General features: G+C 62.3%; 19 protein-coding genes. 18 read left to right on the forward strand and 1 reads right to left on the reverse strand.

What is annotated here, in order from left to right:
- The first annotated feature begins 112 nt into the window (after window positions 1–112).
- The 13 genes from JNB71_RS13230 (at window position 113) to JNB71_RS13290 (ending at window position 14,338) form a co-directional block, all read left to right on the forward strand.
- Complete coding sequence (locus JNB71_RS13230) at window positions 113–796, forward strand: response regulator transcription factor (protein WP_220372286.1); 684 nt, start codon at window positions 113–115, stop codon at window positions 794–796.
- A complete protein-coding gene (locus tag JNB71_RS13235; protein ID WP_220372287.1) occupies window positions 796–2,070 on the forward strand; it encodes a sensor histidine kinase in 1,275 nt (424 codons plus the stop codon). The genes JNB71_RS13230 and JNB71_RS13235 overlap by 1 nt, the downstream gene beginning before the upstream one ends.
- Window positions 2,071–2,668: 598 nt before the next feature.
- A complete protein-coding gene (locus JNB71_RS13240) occupies window positions 2,669–3,379 on the forward strand; it encodes a GntR family transcriptional regulator (protein ID WP_220372288.1) in 711 nt (236 codons plus the stop codon).
- On the forward strand, window positions 3,376–4,287 hold the full coding sequence (locus JNB71_RS13245; RefSeq protein WP_220372289.1) for a dihydrodipicolinate synthase family protein: 912 nt from the start codon (window positions 3,376–3,378) through the stop codon (window positions 4,285–4,287). Before JNB71_RS13240 ends, JNB71_RS13245 begins: the two co-directional genes overlap by 4 nt.
- Entirely contained in the window at window positions 4,280–5,797 is a 1,518-nt protein-coding gene (locus JNB71_RS13250; protein WP_220372290.1) for an aldehyde dehydrogenase, read from the forward strand. Before JNB71_RS13245 ends, JNB71_RS13250 begins: the two co-directional genes overlap by 8 nt.
- The gene (locus JNB71_RS13255) at window positions 5,794–7,140 is read left to right on the forward strand and encodes an NAD(P)/FAD-dependent oxidoreductase (RefSeq protein WP_220372291.1); all 1,347 of its coding nucleotides are present in this window, start codon (window positions 5,794–5,796) and stop codon (window positions 7,138–7,140) included. Before JNB71_RS13250 ends, JNB71_RS13255 begins: the two co-directional genes overlap by 4 nt.
- A gap of 79 nt (window positions 7,141–7,219) precedes the next feature.
- Window positions 7,220–8,071: a glycine betaine ABC transporter substrate-binding protein gene (locus JNB71_RS13260; RefSeq protein WP_220372292.1), complete on the forward strand. Its 852-nt coding sequence runs from the start codon at window positions 7,220–7,222 to the stop codon at window positions 8,069–8,071.
- A gap of 103 nt (window positions 8,072–8,174) precedes the next feature.
- A complete protein-coding gene (locus JNB71_RS13265) occupies window positions 8,175–9,254 on the forward strand; it encodes a quaternary amine ABC transporter ATP-binding protein (RefSeq protein WP_431028838.1) in 1,080 nt (359 codons plus the stop codon).
- 15 nt (window positions 9,255–9,269) lie between these two features.
- On the forward strand, window positions 9,270–10,118 hold the full coding sequence (locus JNB71_RS13270) for an ABC transporter permease (protein ID WP_220372294.1): 849 nt from the start codon (window positions 9,270–9,272) through the stop codon (window positions 10,116–10,118).
- Entirely contained in the window at window positions 10,115–10,966 is an 852-nt protein-coding gene (locus JNB71_RS13275; protein ID WP_220372295.1) for an ABC transporter permease, read from the forward strand. Before JNB71_RS13270 ends, JNB71_RS13275 begins: the two co-directional genes overlap by 4 nt.
- Window positions 10,967–11,000: 34 nt before the next feature.
- On the forward strand, window positions 11,001–11,999 hold the full coding sequence (locus JNB71_RS13280; RefSeq protein ID WP_220372296.1) for a 4-hydroxyproline epimerase: 999 nt from the start codon (window positions 11,001–11,003) through the stop codon (window positions 11,997–11,999).
- A 71-nt stretch (window positions 12,000–12,070) separates the two neighbouring features.
- Entirely contained in the window at window positions 12,071–13,144 is a 1,074-nt protein-coding gene (locus JNB71_RS13285; protein ID WP_220372297.1) for a GlxA family transcriptional regulator, read from the forward strand.
- Window positions 13,145–14,152: 1,008 nt separating this feature from the next.
- Window positions 14,153–14,338 carry a hypothetical protein gene (locus tag JNB71_RS13290; RefSeq protein WP_222857290.1) on the forward strand — a complete coding sequence of 62 codons (186 nt, stop codon included), beginning with the start codon at window positions 14,153–14,155 and terminating at the stop codon, window positions 14,336–14,338.
- Between the two features lie 205 nt (window positions 14,339–14,543).
- On the opposite strand, the gene JNB71_RS13295 is transcribed toward JNB71_RS13290, so the two are convergent.
- Window positions 14,544–15,155: a CDP-alcohol phosphatidyltransferase family protein gene (locus JNB71_RS13295; RefSeq protein WP_220372299.1), complete on the reverse strand. Its 612-nt coding sequence runs from the start codon at window positions 15,153–15,155 to the stop codon at window positions 14,544–14,546.
- Window positions 15,156–15,360: 205 nt separating this feature from the next.
- Between JNB71_RS13295 and JNB71_RS13300 the strand changes: the two genes are divergently transcribed.
- The 5 genes from JNB71_RS13300 to JNB71_RS13320 are packed head-to-tail and all read left to right on the forward strand — an operon-like array spanning window position 15,361 to window position 20,483.
- Window positions 15,361–17,139 carry a bifunctional alpha/beta hydrolase/class I SAM-dependent methyltransferase gene (locus tag JNB71_RS13300; RefSeq protein ID WP_220372300.1) on the forward strand — a complete coding sequence of 593 codons (1,779 nt, stop codon included), beginning with the start codon at window positions 15,361–15,363 and terminating at the stop codon, window positions 17,137–17,139.
- An 11-nt stretch (window positions 17,140–17,150) separates the two neighbouring features.
- Window positions 17,151–18,467 carry a phosphatase PAP2/dual specificity phosphatase family protein gene (locus JNB71_RS13305; RefSeq protein WP_431028844.1) on the forward strand — a complete coding sequence of 439 codons (1,317 nt, stop codon included), beginning with the start codon at window positions 17,151–17,153 and terminating at the stop codon, window positions 18,465–18,467.
- Window positions 18,464–18,904 (forward strand): hypothetical protein, encoded by a 441-nt coding sequence (locus JNB71_RS13310; protein WP_220372301.1) that lies wholly within the window; start codon window positions 18,464–18,466, stop codon window positions 18,902–18,904. Before JNB71_RS13305 ends, JNB71_RS13310 begins: the two co-directional genes overlap by 4 nt.
- Window positions 18,898–19,554: a lysophospholipid acyltransferase family protein gene (locus JNB71_RS13315; RefSeq protein WP_220372302.1), complete on the forward strand. Its 657-nt coding sequence runs from the start codon at window positions 18,898–18,900 to the stop codon at window positions 19,552–19,554. The genes JNB71_RS13310 and JNB71_RS13315 overlap by 7 nt, the downstream gene beginning before the upstream one ends.
- Window positions 19,554–20,483, forward strand: a complete 930-nt coding sequence (locus JNB71_RS13320) for a phosphatidate cytidylyltransferase (RefSeq protein WP_220372303.1) — start codon at window positions 19,554–19,556, stop codon at window positions 20,481–20,483. Before JNB71_RS13315 ends, JNB71_RS13320 begins: the two co-directional genes overlap by 1 nt.
- Window positions 20,484–20,504 lie beyond the last annotated feature (21 nt).

Here is a 20,504-nt window from a genome sequence, read left to right on the forward strand (position 1 = left end):
TACAGGATCGAATGTAAAGTGCCGTTAAGAGTGTGTTAAGATAGGTAAAATCCGGTGCTTGGGCGGGGCTTAGCCTGTATGTGTGCCCGGCACGGACAATGGGCACGGTGATATGGAGAAAGTTCTTTTGATCGATGATGACGAGGAGCTCACGACGCTCCTCGCAGAATACCTTGTCGAGGAGGGCTTCGATGTATCGACTGCACACGACGGACGCGCCGCCATCGGGAAAGCGACATCGGGTTCTGTCGATATTGTCGTGCTCGACATCATGATGCCGCACATGAACGGGATCGAATTGCTTCAGCGTATCAGGCGACAGAGCGCTGTCCCTGTCCTGATGCTCACCGCCAAGGGCGACGACGTCGATCGCATAGCCGGGCTTAACCTTGGCGCCGACGATTATGTGCCGAAACCGTGTTCGCCCGGCGAGCTTGCTGCGCGGCTGCGCGCAATCCTTCGACGCGCGGGTCGTTACGCTCCTGCTCCCGAAATACTCCGGGCCGGTGACCTTGTTCTGTATCTCGCAAGTAGAGTCGCCGAGTGGCGGGGCAAGCCGCTCGATCTAACCGGAACTGAGTTCAGCCTGCTCGAGGTCCTTGCGCGCAATGCCGGCCAGCTCGTGCCGAAGCAGGACATCTCAAAACGAGCCTTCGGCAGAGCACTGACACCCTTCGATCGACGCATCGACGTTCACATTAGCAGCGTCCGACAAAAGCTTGGAGCAAGAGAGGACGGCCAATCCTGGATTCAGTCGGTGCGTGGCCAAGGCTACCAACTTCTACAGAACCATTAATGCAGCGGCTGTTCTGGAAGTTTTTCGCTATCATTTGGCTAACCGTGGCGGGTTCGATCGCCGCGCTGTTCGCGGTTACGACCGTCTTTAAGATCGTGCCGTTCTCTCAAGAAATTCAACGGGGACAAGAGACGTTTGCGCTTGACGTTGCGTCGCAGCTCCTGGCGAGCGACGGCAAAGAGGCGGCGATTGCCTTCGCGACCGAAGCAGCCAAAGCTCCGGAGCAAGTCAACCTCTCTTTCTCACGGATCGAACCTCCCAGCGGCTGTTCCGCGGAGGCAAACGGCAGCGCACGAACCGTCCAAAGTGGTGACGGCTGCTATCGCATCACTGTTCACCCCCAGGCAACCGGCCTTGTGACGTACACGTGGACAAGGCTAGCACCCTGGCTCTCTGCATTGGTGGCTGCGGCGGTCGCGGCCTACTGCCTCGCCCGGTACCTGATCCGACCCGTTGCTCATCTGCGCAGCGGGCTCAGCGCACTTGCCAGCGGCCACTTTGACATACGAATTAGTGACAGAATTGACGGTCGCAAAGATGAGGTTGCCGAGCTCGCCCATGACTTCGACACGACTGCGGAGCGTTTGGAGCAATTCCATAGGACCCAGCAACGGCTATTCCACGACGTGTCGCACGAGCTGCGCTCGCCTTTGTCACGCCTTCAGGCAGCGATTGGCGTGCTGCAACAGAATCCGGCCAAGCTTGCTATCACGATGGATCGCATGGCTCGCGAGGTCGAACGCATTGATGGACTGGTAGGTGAGATACTCATGCTCGCACGGTTGACGGATCGATCGAGTGACGCGCTCGAAGTGCAGACCCTCGACATCATCGATCTCCTGAATGACATCGTCGCTGACGCAGCTTTTGAAGCACAGGCTCGCGGCATTCGCGTGCACTACGAGGGAGTTCAGACATTTGTCGCCGAAGTCAACGGAGAGCTGATCTATCGCGCATTGGAGAACGTCATTCGCAATGCTGTGAAATATACGACCGATTCCTCCGAAGTTCTCGTCCGCGCCGGCACGGAGGCCGACACACTATACGTCCTTGTCGCTGACGAAGGACCGGGAGTGCCGACTTCCGACCTCTCCAAGATCTTTCAGCCGTTTTCGCGCGGCGAGGAAGGTGTTGCCCTTGGCGGATATGGCCTTGGCCTCGCAATCACCAAGAAGGCCGTCGAGCGGCATGGTGGACGCGTCACCGCCGCCATCGCCGACACCGGGGGCCTCGCCGTCAAACTAGAAATTCCGAGATCGATCAGCGGAACGTAGCCTTGCAGTCACGGGGAATTGTCCGTGATCGAAAGCCGCACTCGGCGGCTGTGAATGCAAAACAACGTGGGTGGACGTCTGACGCGAAGCCCGACGCAGCGGCGCGAAATGTATGATGCTGCCGCCGGCAGATTAGATTTGACGGCTCGATTCTCGCGGGTGAGTGGGAGCAGAAAATCTCCACCAGCTCGGCGAGTTGTGCAATCGCATGGCCTTCCAGCCTCAAGTTCCCTTAGCTGTATGATTGTAAACATTCCCATGGAGCCCCTGGCTGGCACTCGAGCTTGCCGAAAATGGGGATAGCCTTCGTCGAGATCGGCGACGGCGTAGCACCGCGGCAGGCCCCTTATGCGTTTTACGAGGGGAGAGTTGCAGGCATGAACCTGTAACGGCGTCGTTCAAAGCGCCTCGTGCAACCTTCAGCGCGTGCACTCGCTGATGTGCCAAGGTCCATTTCCTCATTGTATTACTGTACAATAACGAATGTGTACGTGCATTATACAATTTCATTGACTCAGCCGCCGGGCTGTGCGACCTTCCTGCCGTCAACGGAAATCCTTGCGGACGACCGTCACGGAATTTCAGGAGGGAGGTTTCGGTGAAAAGCGGAAAGAACGGCCTCTACGACGATCTCAAGCGTCAGATTCTGACGATGGAACTGGACCCGGACCAGGACCTGGACGAGGTCAGCCTGGGCGAGCGGTACGGTCTCTCCCGCACGCCGGTCCGGGAGATTTTCCGGCGGCTGGAGGGGGAGGGCTACATCGACATCCGCGCCAACCGCGGCGCCCGCGTCATCCCCATGAACCACCAGACGCTCAGGCACTTCTTTCTGGTCGCGCCGATGATCTACGCGGCGATCGGCCGCCTCGCCGTCCAGAATTTCAAGCCGAAGCAGCTCGGCGAGCTCAAGGACACGCAGGAACGGTTCCGCGCGGCAAGCATGACCGGCGACCCCCTGGCGATGGTGCTCGAGAACAATCGCTTTCACGAGATCATCGGCGAGATGTCGGGTAACGCCTACCTGCAGCCGAGCCTTGGCCGCCTGCTGATCGACCACGCGCGGATCGGCCACACGTTCTTCCGGCCACGGAACGACGACATGCGACACCGCCTGCAGGTTGCCGTGGAGCATCACGACGGCTTCATCGCCGCGATCGCTGCGCACGACGAGGACACCGTCGTCGATCTCGTTTTCGAGCATTGGGAATTGTCGCGCGAGAACATGGAGATGTTCATCGCACCGCAGGGAATGAAGGCGGATGCACTCGTCGAGGTGCCCGCCGCATCGATGGAGAAATCGTCTTGAAATTCGAAGGCATCTATACCCCGGCGGTCACGCCGCACGCAGCCGACGGCAAGATCGACAAGAAGGCGTTCGCCGCCGTCCTCGAATCGCTGATCGAGGCGAAGGTGCACGGCATCATCGTCGGCGGCTCGACCGGCGAATACTATGCTCAGTCGGCGCAGGAACGCTTCGAGCTCGCCGCCCATGCCAGGGACGTGATCGGCAACCGGTTGCCGCTCGTCGTCGGCACCGGCGCCACGCGGACGGAAGATTCGGTCGAATACGCCAAGGCCGCGAAGGAAATCGGTGCCGACGCCATCCTCGTCTCGTCGCCGCCCTATGCGCTGCCGACGGAGCGCGAGAACGCGGTGCATGCGCTCACCATCGACCGCGCCGCCAACCTGCCGATCATGCTCTACAACTATCCCGCGCGCATGGGCGTGATGATGGGAAACGAGTATTTCTCCCGCGTCGGCAAGTCGAAGAACGTCGTGGCGATCAAGGAGAGCTCCGGCGACATGGGCAATCTGCACCTGCTCGCCCGCAAGTTCCCGCATATTTCGCTCTCCTGCGGCTGGGACGACCAGGCGCTCGAATTCTTCGCATGGGGGGCGAGAAGCTGGGTCTGTGCCGGCTCCAACTTCCTGCCGCGCGAACACGTGGCGCTCTACGAGGCCTGCGTCATTGAGAAGAACTTCGACAAGGGCCGCCAGATCATGACGGCGATGCTGCCGCTGATGGATTTCCTCGAGACCGGCAAGTTCGTCCAGTCGATCAAGCACGGCTGCGAGATCATCGGTCTGAAGGCCGGTCCGGTCCGGGCGCCGCTGCGCCCCCTCAATTCCGACGAAAAACGAACGCTGCAGACTGTCGTCGCCACCCTGAAGCGCACGGTCGCCCAGATCACCTCGGGAGCCAACTATGCATGAACCCTTGACCGCCGCCGAATACAAGGCGATCGCCGCCAACCTTGAGCTTCCCACCAACGCCTTCATCGACGGTGCCTTCCGGCCGGCGAAGTCGGGCAAGACCTTCACGACGACCAACCCCGCCACCGGCGAGGTCCTGGCCGAGATTGCGGCGTGCGACGCCAGCGACGTCGATTACGCGGTCGCCAAGGCCAGGGACGCCTTCGAGGACGGCCGCTGGCGTCTGCAGTCCCCCGCCGACCGCAAGGCGACGCTCCTCAAGCTCGCCAAGCTCCTGGAACGCAACCGCCATGAACTCGCTGTCATGGAAAGTCTCGACAGCGGCAAGCCGGTGCGCGAATGCCAGACCGTCGACGTGCCGGACACGATCCACACGATCCGCTGGCATGCCGAGCTGATCGACAAGCTCTACGACAACACCAACAATGTCGGGGCGAATGCGCTGGCCATGGTCGTCCGCGAACCGGTTGGCGTCGTCGGCTGCGTGTTGCCGTGGAATTTCCCGCTCCTGATGCTCGCCTGGAAGATCGGCCCGGCGCTCGCCGCCGGCTGCTCCGTGATCGTCAAGCCGGCCCAGGAAACGACGCTGACGACGCTGCGTGTCGCCGAACTGGCGCATGAGGCCGGCATTCCGGCCGGCGTCTTCAACGTCGTCACCGGCAGCGGCAGGGACGTCGGCGAGCCGATCGGCCTGCACATGGATGTCGACATGGTGGCGTTCACCGGCTCGACGCCGACCGGCCGGCGTTTCCTGCGTTATGCCGCCGATTCCAATCTGAAGAAGGTTGTTCTCGAATGCGGCGGCAAGAACCCGGCTGTGGTGCTCGAGGACGCCGAAGACCTGGACCTCGTCGCCGAACAGGTGGTCAACGGCGCCTTCTGGAACATGGGCGAGAACTGCTCGGCGACCTCGCGGCTGATCGTCCAGGCTAGTATCAAGGACGAGCTGCTGAGCCGAATCGGCGCCTATATGCGCGAGTGGAAGACCGGCGACCCGCTCGACCCGGAAAACCGCCTCGGCGCGCTGGTCAGCAAGAACCATTTCGACAAGGTGAAATCCTTCCTCGATGATGTGAAGAGCGAGGAGCTCCCGGTCGCCTTCGGCGGCGAGACACTGAAGGGTGCCTACATCGAGCCGACGGTCGTCGACGGCGTCACGCCGGCGAGCCGCCTGTTCAAGGAGGAGGTCTTCGGGCCGATCCTGTCGGTGACGACCTTCGAGAACCTCGACGAAGCCCTGGCGCTCGCCAACGACACCAATTACGGCCTGACGGCGTCGGTCTACACGGGAAGCCTGCGCAAGGCGATCAAGCTGTCGCGCGAGATCCGGGCCGGCCTCGTCACCGTCAACTGCTTCGGCGAAGGCGACGCCACGACGCCGTTCGGCGGCTACAAGGAATCCGGCTTCGGCGGCCGCGACAAGTCGATCTTCGCGCACGACAACTACTGCGAACTCAAGACGATCTGGATCGACGTTTCCGATCGTTCGGTGGACGAGACGATCCGATGATCTCGAAGCCCGTCAGACGGTTGCCGGTTGAAAACGGCATCTCGGGCTGGGAGGCGATCAGTCAGCGTTCGTTCCCGGTCCGGAGCCTGGAAGGCAACGTGACCGCGGACTGGCTGATCATCGGTGCGGGTTTCGCAGGCCTTTCCGCGGCCCGTCGTCTGCGCCAGCTTCGGCCGGTCGACAAAATCGTCGTGCTTGAGGCAAGCGAGGTGGGCAAAGGAACGTCGGGCCGGAACTCGGGGTTCATGATCGATGTCCCGCACAATCTCTCCTCCAGCGAATACTCCAGCGGCAGCACCGACGCCACCAGGCTCGAGATGGCCCAGAACCGATCCGCGATCGCCTTCGCCAAGGAGGCAGCCGCGGAATACGGGATGTCTCGCGAGACCTTCGATCCCGCCGGAAAGATCAACGCCGCGGCGACCGGGCGCGGCATCAAGCTGAACCGGAGCTTCGGCGAGTCCTTGAAAGGGGCCGGAGAGAAGCACAGCTTCCTCGATGCCGCCGAAATGCGCGAAATCACCGGATCGGACTATTATCTCGGCGGGCTGTACACGCCCGGCGCGGTGCTGATCCAGCCGGCCGACTATATCCGCGACTTCGCCGCCGGGCTCTCATCAAACGTGGACATCTTTGAACGTTCCCCCGTTACCGCCTTGAAGCGCGACCACGGAATCTGGGTGGCGGTTTCGCCGCGCGGTTCGGTGAGCGCGCCCAAGGTGATCGTGGGCGTCAACGGCCATATCGACGACTTTGGCTACTTCCGCGGTCGGCTGATGCACATCTTCGCTTACGCGTCGATAACCGCTCCTTTCGCCGCGGACGACGTCGGCCACAGGGTCTCCGGGCAAAGTCGGTGGGCGCTGCTTCCCGCCGATGCCATGGGCGCGACGGTGCGCAAGATCACGTCCCGCGGGCAGTCGCGCATCGCGATCCGGACGAAGTATACCTACGATACGACGGTCGCCTTGACCAAACGGCGCATGGCGAAGATGGCGGAGGCGCATCGGACGTCGCTCGATGCGCGGTTTCCGGGCCTCAAAGGAATACCGTTCGAACATAGCTGGGCCGGGCGGATCTGCCTCAGCCTGAACCATGTGCCCGCCTTCGGCGAAATCGAAGAGGGACTTTATTCCGCCTGCTGCGAGAACGGCCTCGGCACCGTGAAGAGCACGCTTGCCGGCATGATGGCGGCTGAACTGGCGACCGGGGCTCACTCCCGGCATCTCGAAGAATACATGGATCACCCCGCACCGTCCCGGCTTCCACCGGAGCCGTTCGCATGGCTGGGCATCAATTCGGTGATCCGTTTGCAGGAATTGCGCGCAGGCCGCGAGGGATGATCCGGCGCCGCGCAATGTGAAGACTGCGCCGACCGCAGGTCTTCAAATGAGAATGGGAACGAAAAACAGGAGAACGACGATGAAGACTGTGTGGAAAGCGCTCTGCGCTGCCGCGATGGTCGGGATGACCATGCTGTCCGCCCATGCGGAAGAAAAGACGATCACAATAGGCACGATGTCCTGGGAGGACCTCACCCCAATCACCGGGATCACCAAGAAGGTGCTTGAAGACTCCGGCTATACCGTGAAGGTCACTGAGTTTTCGGAGTGGGGCATCGCCTATGCCGCGCTCACCAAGGGCGATGTCCAAATCCTCGCCTCGCAGACGGACTATGTCGCCCACGACTACTGGGACAAGAACAAGAACCGGCTGGAGAAAATTTCCCCGGTTTCGCATGGGCTTTATCAGGCCATTGCCGTGCCGCAATACGTGACGATCGACTCGACGGAGCAGCTCAACGACCACGCCGACAAATTTGGCGGCAAGATCGTTGGGATAGAACCCGGTTCCGGCCTGATGCGCGACGCTGCCAACGCGGTCAAGGAATATGACCTTAAGCTCCAGCTCGTCGAAGGCAGCACGGCCGCAATGACCGCGGCGCTCAAGTCGGCCATTGACCGCAAGGAATGGATCGCCGTCACCATCTGGGAGCCGTCCTGGATGATGCAGAAGTACCCTGTGAAGTTCCTCAAGGACCCGAAGGGTGTCTTCCCGCCTCCGCAGAGCTACTACTGGATTGGCCAGGAGGGCTTTTCCGCGGAAAACCCGCATGCCCGCGAGGTCATCGCTAGCGTCTATGTCCCGCTTGCCGACATCACCGCGATCAACGGCGCAGTCAGCGATGGGAAGTCGATGGACGAGGCCGTCAAGGAGTGGACCGACAGCCATGCCGACCTCCTGAAGCGCTGGGAGAACATCAAGAGCGAGTAATCCATAAAACGACGGGTCGTCGGGAATGACGGCCCGTCCCGGTACTCCAAACACAGGAAGGCCGGCGCCAAGCTGGTCCGTGGGGAACGCGATGAAAACTGCGATGAATGACTCCAACGAAGTATTGGTCGACTGCCAGAACGTCTGGAAGATTTTCGGGGCCCGCGCTCCCGCAGCCGTGAAGGCCGTGTCCGAACGCGGGCTGTCCAAGAAGCAGGTGCTTAAGGATTTCGACTGCGTTGTCGGCGTGTCCGACGCCAGCCTCCAGGTGCGCCGTGGCGAAATCTTCTGCGTCATGGGTCTTTCGGGCAGCGGCAAGTCCACACTGATCCGCCTTCTCAACCGCCTGATCGAACCGAGCCTCGGCAAGATCACGGTGAAGGGCAGAGAAATCGCCAAGCTGAATGCGGCCGAGCTGCGGGACATGCGGGCACGCAACATCGGCATGGTGTTTCAAAGCGTGGCGCTTCTCCCCTACAGGACGGTCCTCGAAAACGCCGCCTTCGGTCTTGAGGTCCGGGGCGTCTCCAAGGACGAACGCAACAAGACCGCCCGCGCCGCTCTCGAAAAGGTGGGGCTTGCAGACTGGACGGCGCGCTATCCGAGCGAGTTGTCTGGCGGCATGCAGCAGCGCGTCGGCCTTGCCCGGGCGCTTGCGGCCGATCCCGAGATCATCCTGATGGACGAGCCGTTCAGCGCCCTCGACCCGCTCATCCGCCGGCAACTCCAGGACGAATTCCGGCAGTTGACGAAGTCGCTCGGGAAGTCCGCCGTCTTCATCACCCACGATCTGGAGGAGGCGATCCGCATCGGCGACCGGATAGCCATCATGAAGGACGGCGTGATCGTCCAGGTGGGAACAGCTGAGGACATCGTCACCAAGCCTGCCGACGATTACGTCTCCGATTTCGTGGCGGGCATATCGAGGATTCATCTGGTCAAGGCGCATTCTGTGATGCGGCCGGTCGCCGAGTTCCAGAGCACGCATCCGCATTGCGACGTCAACGCGCTGCTGCGGACTTCGCCGGAGGCGGACATCGGCGAACTGATCGACCTCACCATGCAGTCCGATCGTGACGCGGTCGCGGTCGTCGAGAACGGTACCATCGTAGGGGTCGTCACGACCCGCGGCCTGCTGCGCGGCGTCGCCGGAACGCCCACGCGAGAGCCCGTGGCGGCGTAGGTTGGGGGGAGGGAAATGGACACCTCGATCATTGCGGATACTTTCGACACTTGGACGGACGATACGCTTAGCTGGATCAGCGACAACGGCGAGTGGCTGTTTGAAGCCATCAGGTCGGTTCTCGAGGGAACCTATGACGGCATCCTCTGGCTGCTTCAGCTTGCCCCGTTCTATGTCATCGCCATCATAGGGGCGCTGCTCGGCTGGCGCTTGATCAACCTGCTGTCCGGGACCATCATCGGGGCGGCGCTCGTCTTCTGCGCGCTGATGGGCCTGTGGGCCGAGACCATGAGCACATTGGGGCTGGTGGCGACGGCGACTATTCTCGCTCTCGTCGTCGGAATTCCCATCGGCATCGTCGCTGGCTTCGTCAGGAGGTTCGATAGTGCGCTCGAACCCGTCCTCGACCTGATCCAGACCCTGCCGCCCTACATCTACCTTCTGCCCGCAATCGCGCTTCTCGGCTACGGCCCGGCGACGGCGCTCGTCGCCACCGTCATCGTTGCGATGCCGCCCGCGATCCGCCTCACCTCGCTCGGCATCCGCATGACCCCGCACGAGTTCATCGAACTGGGGCAAGCGAGCGGCCTGAGGCCCTGGCAGATGTTCACCAAGATCCGGTTGCCCTTCGCCATCCCGAGCATCATGGCAGGCATCAACCAGAGTCTGATGATGGCGTTCGGCATGGTCGTCATTGCCGGCATCGTTGGTTCGGGCGGTCTCGGCGAGACGATCTACGGAGCCGTGCGCACGCTCGACATCGCCACGTCCATCAACGCCGCAATAGCGATCGTCATCCTGACCATGGTGCTCGACCGACTGACCCAGAGCGCGGCACGCAGCGCCAACGGAGGCAGACGATGAACCCGGAATCCCTTCAGTTTTCCCCAGGCACTTACCTGGCTCCATCGGTGGATTGGCTGAACACCAACTTCCATCCCCTATTCGACGCCATCACGAAGTTTGTCGAGGCGGTTCTGGGCGCGATCGAGTCCGCACTGCTTTTTCTGCCGCCTTACGGCGTCATCGTCATTGCCTTTGGCCTGGCCGCCGTCCTCGTGAACATCCGCGTAGCGGTGATCACGGGCATCGCGCTGGCATTTTGTTTCCTGGTGGGTCTCTGGACGGCGTCGATGCAGACGCTCGCCCTGGTGACGGTCGCGGTGACCATCTCGGTGCTGATCGCGTTTCCGCTCGGCATCCTGGCGTCCCGCTACAAGAAGCTCGAGGCGGCGATCCGCCCGGTGCTCGACATCATGCAGACTGTGCCGCCGTGGGTCTACCTCATTCCCGCGGTCATGATCTTCAGCCTCGGCCGGGTGCCGGCCATCATCGCGACGATCGTCTACGGCGTCCCGCCGATGCTCCGCTTGACCACGCTCGCCTTCAACCAGGTGCCGAAGGACCTATTGGAGTTGGGCCAGGCGACCGGAGCCTCGCCGCGGGCGATCCTCTTCAAGATCGAAATCCCCTCCGCGACCCCAACCCTCGTCGTCGGCCTCAACCAGTGCATCCTTCTCTCCTTGGCGATGGTTGTCCTGGCGGGGCTGGTGGGAGCGGGCGGCCTGGGCGCCGAAGTGACCCGTGGTTTGACCCGCATGGAAATGGGTCTGGGCTTGCGCGCCGGACTGTCGATCGTCGCCGTCGCCATTCTGCTGGACCGACTCTCGCGCGGCGCCCTCCAGCGCGGCCGGAGAGCCAGCGCGGCGTGACGCACGGCGCTGCAGACAACTGGAAGGGACTATCATGCGCCGCAGCTTCTTTTGCATCGACTCCCACACCTGCGGCAATCCGGTCCGCGTCGTCGCCGGCGGCGGCCCGTTGCTGCCGCATCTGCCGATCTCCGAACGGCGCGAGATCTTCGTTCGGGAATACGACTGGATCCGCAAGGCCCTGATGTTCGAACCGCGCGGCCACGACGTCATGTCCGGTGCCATCATCTACCCGGCCTTCCGAGAAGATTGCGATTTCGCGTCGCTGTTCATCGAAGTCAGCGGCTGTCTGCCCATGTGCGGGGCAGGGACGATCGGCCTCGCCACCGTCGTTATCGAGGAGGGGCTGGTGACGCCGAAACGGCAGGGAATGTTGTCGATCGAGACACCGGCCGGAAGGGTCGACGTCACCTATGAGATGGAAGGCGATTTCGTCAAAAGCGTGCGCCTGTTCAACGTCGCAAGCTATCTGCACAGCGCCGATATCGAAGTCGACGTTCCCGATGTCGGACGCCTGGTCGTCGATGTCGCCTATGGAGGCAATTTCTATGCGGTCGTCGAGCCGCAGCGGAACTGGCCAGGCCTGGACGGCATGACAGCTTCGGAGCTCGTCAGCCTCAGCGGCAAGCTCAGGACGGCGCTCGCAGAGGTCTGCGATCCTGTGCACCCTGAGGATGAGAGGATCCGCGGCGTTCACCATGCCATCTGGTGCGATCGCGCCAACAGCGAAGGCGCCGATGGCCGCGGCGCGGTCTTCTACGGCGACAAGGCGATCGACCGCTCGCCGGGCGGAACCGGAACGTCGGCGCGAATGGCGCAGCTGCATGGCAAGGGGCGGCTGAAGATCGGCGACACCTATCGGAGCGAAAGCCTGATCGGCACGATCTTCGAAGGCCGCGTCGAAGCGGGCGTCAATATTGGACCGTACGAGGGCATCATGCCGAGCATCGGGGCATGGGCGAGGATCACCGGGCACAACACGATCTTCGTCGATGACCGCGACCCCTTGGCGCACGGCTTTCAGATCCGGTGAGCGGCACGAGAGGGGCGGCCCCCCTCAACCGGCAATTCCACTGCGCGCATTGGCGATAAGGAGCAGGTGAAATGGCACATACCGCGCAATTATCGGCGTCAGGCGCGATTGCGCCGGTGCGCCGGCTGAAAATCGGCTTCGTCCTGGCGCGATCCTTCACCTTGTCGGCCTTCGCGATGTTTATCGACACGCTCAGGCTGGCGAGCGACCAGCTCGACCGGTCCGGTCGCGTGCTTGCGGATTGGCAGGTCCTCGGCAGTACCAGGCACCTAATCGCCTCGAGTTGCGGTGTCCAGGTCGCGCCCACCTCGGACTTCGTCGATCCCCGCCAATTCGACTACATCGCCGTCGTCGGCGGCCTGCTGACCGTGCAGCAACCAGTCGATTACGACACCATCCGGTTTCTCAAGCTCGCCGCTTCCAAAGGCGTCCCGCTGATCGGGCTCTGCACCGGATCCTTCATTCTCGCCGAAGCGGGCCTGATGAAGGAACACGAGACCTGCGTGAGCTGGCTGCACTACCACGACTTCCGCGAGCGCTTTCCCGACCACAAGGCCCGGCCGGACCGGCTGTTCAATCTGGAGCGCAAGCGCGGCTCCTGTGCGGGGGGAAGCAGTGCCGCCGATCTGGCGGCTGCCCTGGTGAGGCGGCACATCAGTGCGGATGCCGAGCGCAATGCGCTCGAGGTGCTGCAGATCGAGAAGGCCCGCTCGCAGTTCGACATCCAGACGCGCCAGCCGCTGCGCGACTACGTCAACGACCCTCGTGTGGCGGCAGCTCTGATAACCATGGAGCAGCATCTCGAAGGTGGAATCACCATCGAGCGGCTTGCCGCCTCAGTCGGGCTCTCGAGGCGCCAGCTCGAGCGGCTGTTTCATGAAAAGGCCGGCATTTCTCCGGGGCTCGCGTTCCGGCGCCTGCGCTTGGATCGGGCGCGGCAGATTCTGTTGACGAGCAAGAAGCCCATCATCGAGGTCGCGCTCGACGTCGGCTTCGTGAACACATCGCATTTTACCAAGGAGTTTCGGCGGACCTACGGCCGAACGCCGGCGGAGATCAGAGACTCGGCCGCGCGTGATCGAGCCGCACCAGACCACGCGCAGCGAGGCCGGCATCAAGGCAGTCCGCAGCCCGCAGTCGTCTGAGGGACAGAATTGCCCCGCGCCGGTCGTCACTCGCTTTCGCGGCGCATGAGTGGCCGCTCGACTTGTGCCGACGTCGGATACGGCAGCGATGGGAGAGGGCCAAAGCCGCTGTCGGCTGCGCTATTCCGGCCCGCGGGGGGCATGCGGACGGGAAGATCAGCTAGCGGGAATTCCGTCAGCGGAGGACGTTCGCCTGCCGATTTGGAAGTGCGTGAGGGCGTCGAACCGGTGTTCGATGGCCGCTCACGGCGAAGGGCTCCGAGAGAGCCGACAAGGGTCCGATTCTTTCACAGCAAAGGAAGTTCCGGGCGCCATCGGCGAACGCCAGCGGCCAGGGCATTGTCATTCCAGACGATCTTCTCTTCCAGGTCGCACCGCTTCCGTGGGCGCATATCGCGCTCACCGGCGACTACCTCTGGAATGAAATTGACAACCCCCTCGAACGCTTCAGGCCAATTCGAACCAACCGCTTCAATCCGAAGAACTTCCAATTCCCTTAGCGGGTATTATTGCAGAAATGCCCACGGAGCCCCGGATTCACGCCGTTGCGAAACGCAGGCACCGCGAGAAGCTCCCGGATCTGGTCCTGCACGAAGGACCACGCGCCCGTCGGCCACGGTGAGTTCTCCGCGTCGGGCGTGATCCTCTGCGAGACTACTTCAGCGTCCCCTTGCGGCAACGCGCATTGCTCGCGGATATGGGATGCACGGGAAACATGATCTCCAATCGTGATGCCCGCAGCAGATCGATGCTCCTGCGGCACTATTGCGCCGCACAGAATTATGTTGCGCTGCGAGAGGCAACGAAGGAACGTGGTTCCTCAAAAGTCCCGCCAAATATCATACTATTGAAATTTCATTCTACTGAAATTGACAAAGCCGACAGCTCATGTATTTTCAGCATCATTGAGCCCGCGAACATTTCCAACCCTCTCATTTCCACCAGAAGCAGCCCCCTCTGCTCGAATCCGTGCCGATCAGTATTGCGCCTTAAACGGAGAATTCAGTGATGAAGCAGGTTGTCGAATACCAGGGCGTTCCAGTGGGTGTTCTCATACCACGCGACGGCTGCCTCGCCTTCATGGCAGTGAAATACGATGTCATCGAACTTGATGGCAGAAGTTTTTCGTCGACTTCCGAAGCGCGCGAAGCCATCAGAGCCCATATGACACAACGCGTTGCCCGCGCAGCCTGAGGCAGGGGGTTCGGAGGTTGTGGTAGCCCCGAAGCGCGGCGACTTTCCGCTTGTAAGAATCTACCGGACCATGCGCTATTGACTTTGTGTCCCGACCGATCGGTTAGCCGAAGGCCCTCGGCCGCTCAGGTACCTGACCGTTTGGGCAAGATGCCGTTGGCGCCCGGTTGAGAGAAAGTACGCATGCCGCCCGGCGATCGATGGTTTATCCGGCGGACGTCTGGGCCTCGCGAATGCCCGCTCTGACACGATTGACGATCGTCCACAGGAGGAGCAGGGCCACCGCCGCCCAAAACCACGGGGTCCATGCTGCAAACGTACCGCCGAGCGCGACGAAGACGCCGAGCGCGCCGAAGAGCACCGCTCGGTCGCTCTTGCCAAGCGGCCCGTCATATCGCCGGCTCGCGCCGACCGCCTGGCCCAAAACTCCGGCAAATTCCGTCAGTGTCGATAGGAAGATGACAGCCAGCGCTGGCAACATCCCGGCCTGATCGATGAGCGCAAACGGCAAATAAAGGGCGGCATCGGATATGATGTCGCTGATCTCGTTCAAATACGCGCCGAGAAGGCTCTTCTGTCCATGCTCGCGCGCGAGCATGCCGTCGATGGCATTGAGGCCCATGCGCAGGAGAAACCAAATCGGGACCAGCAGGAACCAACGCGGATGCGGGGCAAGGCTCAGGAAAAGGCCGAGTGCAACCGAGAGGGCGGCGGCCACCAGCGTGACCTGATTGGCGGTGACACCGCGTGCGGCAAGCAGGCGCACCAGCGGGCGAAGAATAGTCTGGAAACCGGACTTCAATCGATAAACGGACATACTACCTCGGTGTATTTCCCTGGCATCCGAACGGTCTATCCCAGATTAGGTCGAACTGCAGATCGTCCTACGTGTGAGGAAGGTCACAATTCGCATCGGGTCTCGCAAAGACTAAACTTTGCACCTAGACTTTTGCAATGAAAACAACTCACTATTCCCTCCAATGATTGCAAGTCATTCCGCCAACAGGAATTTGGAGAAGACCGTGCTGCAAACTGCAGATAGTGGGCGCCCGACCGCCAGATCAATGCATGAGTCCGAATTCGCCTCGTATGACGGCACTCGGCTCTTCTATCGAACGTGGCCATCGACGAGCGCTGCACCGAAGGGTGCGATCATTCTTCTCCATCGCGGCCACGAGCATAGCGGCCGTGTCGCCCATCTTGCCACCGAGCTCGGCCTCGACGAATTTTCCTTCTACGCCTGGGATGCGCGCGGCCACGGGCGCTCGCCCGGAGAGCGTGGCTATTCTCCCTCCTTTGCCGCCTCGGCGCGGGATCTCGATTGCTTCGTGCGCCATGTCAGCGAGACAAGCGGTACTGGCGTCGAAAACATTGCCGTCATAGCGCAGAGCGTCGGCGCGGTCCTGGCCGCCACCTGGGTGCACGACTATGCGCCGCCGATCCGCGCGCTCTTGCTGGCCTCGCCGGCCTTCAGCGTCAAGCTCTACGTGCCATTTGCCAAACAAGGCATCGCGCTTTGGCAAAAGATAAAGGGAACGTTCTTCGTCAACTCCTACGTCAAGGCGAGGTTTCTGACCCATGATCCCGAGCGTATCGCCTCGTTCGAATCCGACCCGCTGATCACCCGGCCGATTGCCTCCAACATCCTGTTGCAGCTTTATGAGGCGGCAGATCGCGTCGTCGGCGACGCCCGCGCCATCACCGTTCCGACCCAGTTGCTTATCTCCGGGAGCGACTGGGTGGTGCGGCACGCGCCGCAGCACCGATTCTACGAAAATCTCGGCAGTCGCATCAAGGAGCGACATGTGCTTGCCGGCTTCCACCACGACACGCTGGGGGAAAAGGACCGCGCAATTGCGCTCGCCGAGGCCCGCCGTTTTATCGAAGCGCGTTTCGCCGAGCCCCGGGCGCCTGTCGACCTTTGCAACGCCCATGTCCAGGGTTATACGAAGGACGAGGCCGACCGGCTGGCCAGCCCGCTGGACCTGACGTCGCCGCGTGGCATCTACTGGGCGCTCAGTCGCCTCGGCATCAAGATCGGCGCCCTGGTGTCAGAAGGCATCAAGACCGGGGTCAAGACCGGCTTTGATTCCGGATCGACGCTCGACTACGTCTACGAGAACAAGCCGCGGGGGCTCGGTCCCGTCGGTCGCTTGATTGACAAGGTGTTCCTCGAGGCGATCGGCTGGCGCGGCATCCGCCAGCGCAAGCTGCACCTGCAGGAACTGATCGACCAGGCGCTGCAGCGCCTGAAGGCAGCCGGCCGTAGTACCCACATGCTCGACATTGCGGCCGGGCACGGTCGCTATGTCCTTGATGCCATCGAGACTGCGGCCATGCGTCCCGATAGTGCGCGGTTGCAGGACTATTCCTCCATCAACGTCGATGCCGGCCGCAGGAGCATCGCCGAGCGTGGACTGGGTGATTTCGTGAGTTTCCGCCAGCAGGATGCCTTCGACGGCGAGGGGTTGGCTGCGATCACGCCGGCCCCGGATCTTACGATCGTCTCCGGCCTTTATGAGCTGTTTTCCGACAATCAGATGATCGCCGCCTCTCTGGATGGGATCGCCCGCGCCATGCAGCCCGGTGGTCTGCTTATCTACACCAACCAGCCATGGCATCCCCAACTCGAGATGATCGCCCGCGCGCTGACCTCACACCGCGGCGGCGAGGCCTGGGTGATGCGGCGGCGGACGCAGGAGGAAATGGACCAGCTGGTCGCCGCAGCCGGTTTCCGCAAGATCGAACAGCGTATCGACCAATGGGGCATTTTCACCGTCTCGCTGGCGCAGAGAGCCTGAGGGCGAAGCGAGTGGCTACTCTTACACCGGCAGCGCCGGTCCTGAAGCGGGCGGCGCTCTGGCTCGCCTTCCTGGCACCGTTCTTCTATCTGAGCTATGGCGGCGCCAATTGGCTGGCATCGCAACGCGCCCACGTGCCGAATGTCGCCTTTGCATGGGAAAGCGCCATTCCCTTTCTCGGATGGACGATCATTCCGTACTGGTCGATCAATCTGTTCTACGCGCTTAGCCTGTTCGTCAATGCGACGCCGCGCGATGTCGATATGCTCGCAAGGCGTTATCTGACGATCCAGCTCGTTGCCGTCGCCTGCTTCATCGCGTTTCCGCTTGAAGCGATCTTCGTGCGGCCGGAAACGAGCGGCCTGCCCGGTTTCATGTTCGCCGTTCTCGGCGGCTTCGACAAGCCGTTCAATCAGGCTCCGTCGCTGCATATCGCCCTTCTGGTGGTCATCTGGGACCATCTGCGCGGCCGGCTGCCGCGGCAGGCGCGGCTGTTCTGGCACGTCTGGTGCTTCCTGATCGGCGCCTCCGTGCTGACCACGTGGCAACATCATGTCATCGACATCCCGACCGGCATGCTGCTCGGCCTGTTCGCGGCCTGGCTTTGGCCGCGCGATGCCCGTTCGCCCATGGCGAATTTCGCGGCGACCGGCGACCCAAAATCACGCCGTCTCGGCATCTATTATCTGTGCGGTGCCATCGCCTGTCTTGGCCTTGCGGCGCTCTGCACGCCTCTCTCGGCTGCGGCACTCCTTTTTCTGTGGCCGGCCGTTTCCCTGGCAATCGTTGCTGTCGGCTATCTTGGCGCCGGCCCGCGGATATTCCAGAAGCGCGCCAGCGGCCGCGCCACGCTTGCCGGCCGCTGGCTGCTGGCGCCCTACCGCTTCGGCGCACTCATCAACAGCTGGCTTTGGACCCGGCGGATGCCGGCATCGGTGGTGATCGCCGACGGCGTCCATCTCGGCCGTTTTCCGCATCGCCGCGAGGCCGACCGTTTTGCCGCCGTGATCGACATGACCGGCGAACTCCAGCGCCCGCGCGGCACGGTCGCGCGCTGGTACAGCTTCCCGACGCTTGATCTTACGGCCCCCGACAAGGCCCAGACCCGGGCAGCGGCGAACCTCGTCGAGGCTCTGCGCCCGCAGGGACCGGTCCTCGTCTGCTGTGCGCTGGGCTTCCAGCGCAGCGCCTGCGTCGTCGCACGCTGGCTGCTCGTCAGCCGACGCTGCGACAATCCAGCCGAGGCATTGCGGCTGATCGAGCGGGCGGGGCGCCGTGTTCATCTGCCCGTGGAAACCATTCATGCCGTGACGGAGGGCCAGCAATGACGCAGTGGAAGACGACAACCTCTGCGGCTGCACGCAATCTCGGCCGCAATGCGATCTTTTGCGGGCTGACAGCCCTACTGCCACTGATCCTCGGCCCGGTCACGGCAGGACATCGAGGCTTTGCTTCACCGCTCGGCTGGCTCCTCCTGCTCGCCTTCGGGCTCGTCGCCGTCGCGATGACCATCCACCTGCTCTTCGACGCCCTCTTGTTTCGCCTTGCGTCAAGCCACGAGACCGAAGCGGCGGGCCTTGCCGCCATCGACGACGTCTTGTTTCGCATGCGGCTTCGCACGCCGGACGCGGCCCCGCCGGGACTCGATCGACGGATTGCCGGATCGCGCCGCATCGTCTGGCGGCAGCGTTTCGTGCTGGCCGTCTGTCTCGTGCTTTTCGTCATCCTTCTCCTCGATGCAGCCGGCGGGCAGCCGTTATGCTGAACGTCGACTACAAGCCGTTGATGCAATCGCTGGCCGGCGCGTGCCTGGCGGGTCTTGCCCGCGCCATCACGGGCGTTATCCCGATCTGGCTGGGCACGAAACCCTCGCGAAACCAGAGGATCTATTTCGCCAACCATGCCAGCCACGGCGACTTCATCCTGCTTGCTTCGTGCCTCCAACCCGAGGAACGTGCACGCACGCGCGCCGTGGCCGGCGCCGACTATTGGCGCAGCAACCGGATTCGCCGCTTCATGGCGGAGGACCTGCTGCGCACCGTGCTTGTCGAGCGAAATGGGGTTGAGCGGACACAGGACCCGCTGGACGTCATGCTGAAGGCGCTGGATGACGGCCAATCGCTGATCTTCTTTCCCGAAGGCACGCGCAACATGAGCGAGGAACCGCTGCTGCGCTTTCGCTCCGGTCTTTACAATCTCGCCATTGCCCGACCCGGCGTCGAACTCGTGCCCTGTTGGATCGAGAACATGTCGCGGGTTCTGCCAAAAGGAATGTTCCTACCGGTGCCGCTGCTTTGCCGGGTGATTTTTGGCGCGCCGATCGCCGTTGAGCCAGGCGAAGATCGCACGCTTTTCCTTCACCGCGCCCGCCAGGCGCTCCTCGATCTCAAGCCTACAAATGGAGCAGGGCGCTGATGGCTGACATCTACAGGCTGTTTATCGGATTGATCGCCGTCCTCTGCGCCGCCAGCCTGGTCGCCGGCATCCTCACCTGGCGCAGCAGCAAGCCGGCCTCCTCGACACTTGTGAACCTCAATGCTCGTATCCGTGCCTGGTGGGTCATGGTCGCCGCCATCTCGCTCGCTTTCGTCTTTGGCAGAAGCGGCGTCATCATCCTCTTCATGCTGGTTTCCTTTGCCGCACTGCGCGAATATGTGACGCTCACCCACACGCGACGCAGCGATCACTGGGTGCTGATCGGCATGTTCCTCATCGTCATCCCGCTGCAATATTATCTGGTCTGGACGAACTGGTACGGCCTCTATTCGATCTTCATCCCGGTCTATTGTTTCCTCGCCATGCCTGCACTGGCGGCACTCTGGGGCGACACATCGCGGTTCCTCGAACGGATTTCCGAGCAGCAATGGGGCCTGATGCTATCGGTCTATTGTATCAGCCATGTCCCGGCCCTGGTCACGCTCGATATTCCTGGCAATGAGGGCCGCGGACTGCTTCTGATCGCGTTCCTGATCGCAACGGTGCAGGGTAGCGACGTGTTGCAGTATATCTTCGGCAAGCTGTTCGGCCGAAACCGCATTTCGCCCAACGTCTCGCCCTCCAAGACATGGGAAGGCTTGATCGGCGGCATCGGCAGCGCGTCGCTGCTCGGTGCCTCGCTCTTTTGGCTGACGCCGTTTTCATCGATCGAGGCCGGTGTGCTGGCCGGGATCGCGTGCATCATGGGCTTTCTTGGCGGTCTCGTCGCGTCCGCCATCAAGCGCGATCGCGGCGTCAAGGACTGGGGACACATGATCGAAGGCCATGGTGGCATGCTGGACCGCACCGATAGCCTCATCTTCGCCGCCCCCGTCTTCTTCCACATCGTGCGATACGCCTGGACCTGAGCACCCGGAGGAGCGAGAGGG

It is taken from the genome of Rhizobium herbae, from assembly GCF_019511375.1.
Classification (GTDB): domain Bacteria; phylum Pseudomonadota; class Alphaproteobacteria; order Rhizobiales; family Rhizobiaceae; genus Pararhizobium; species Pararhizobium herbae_A.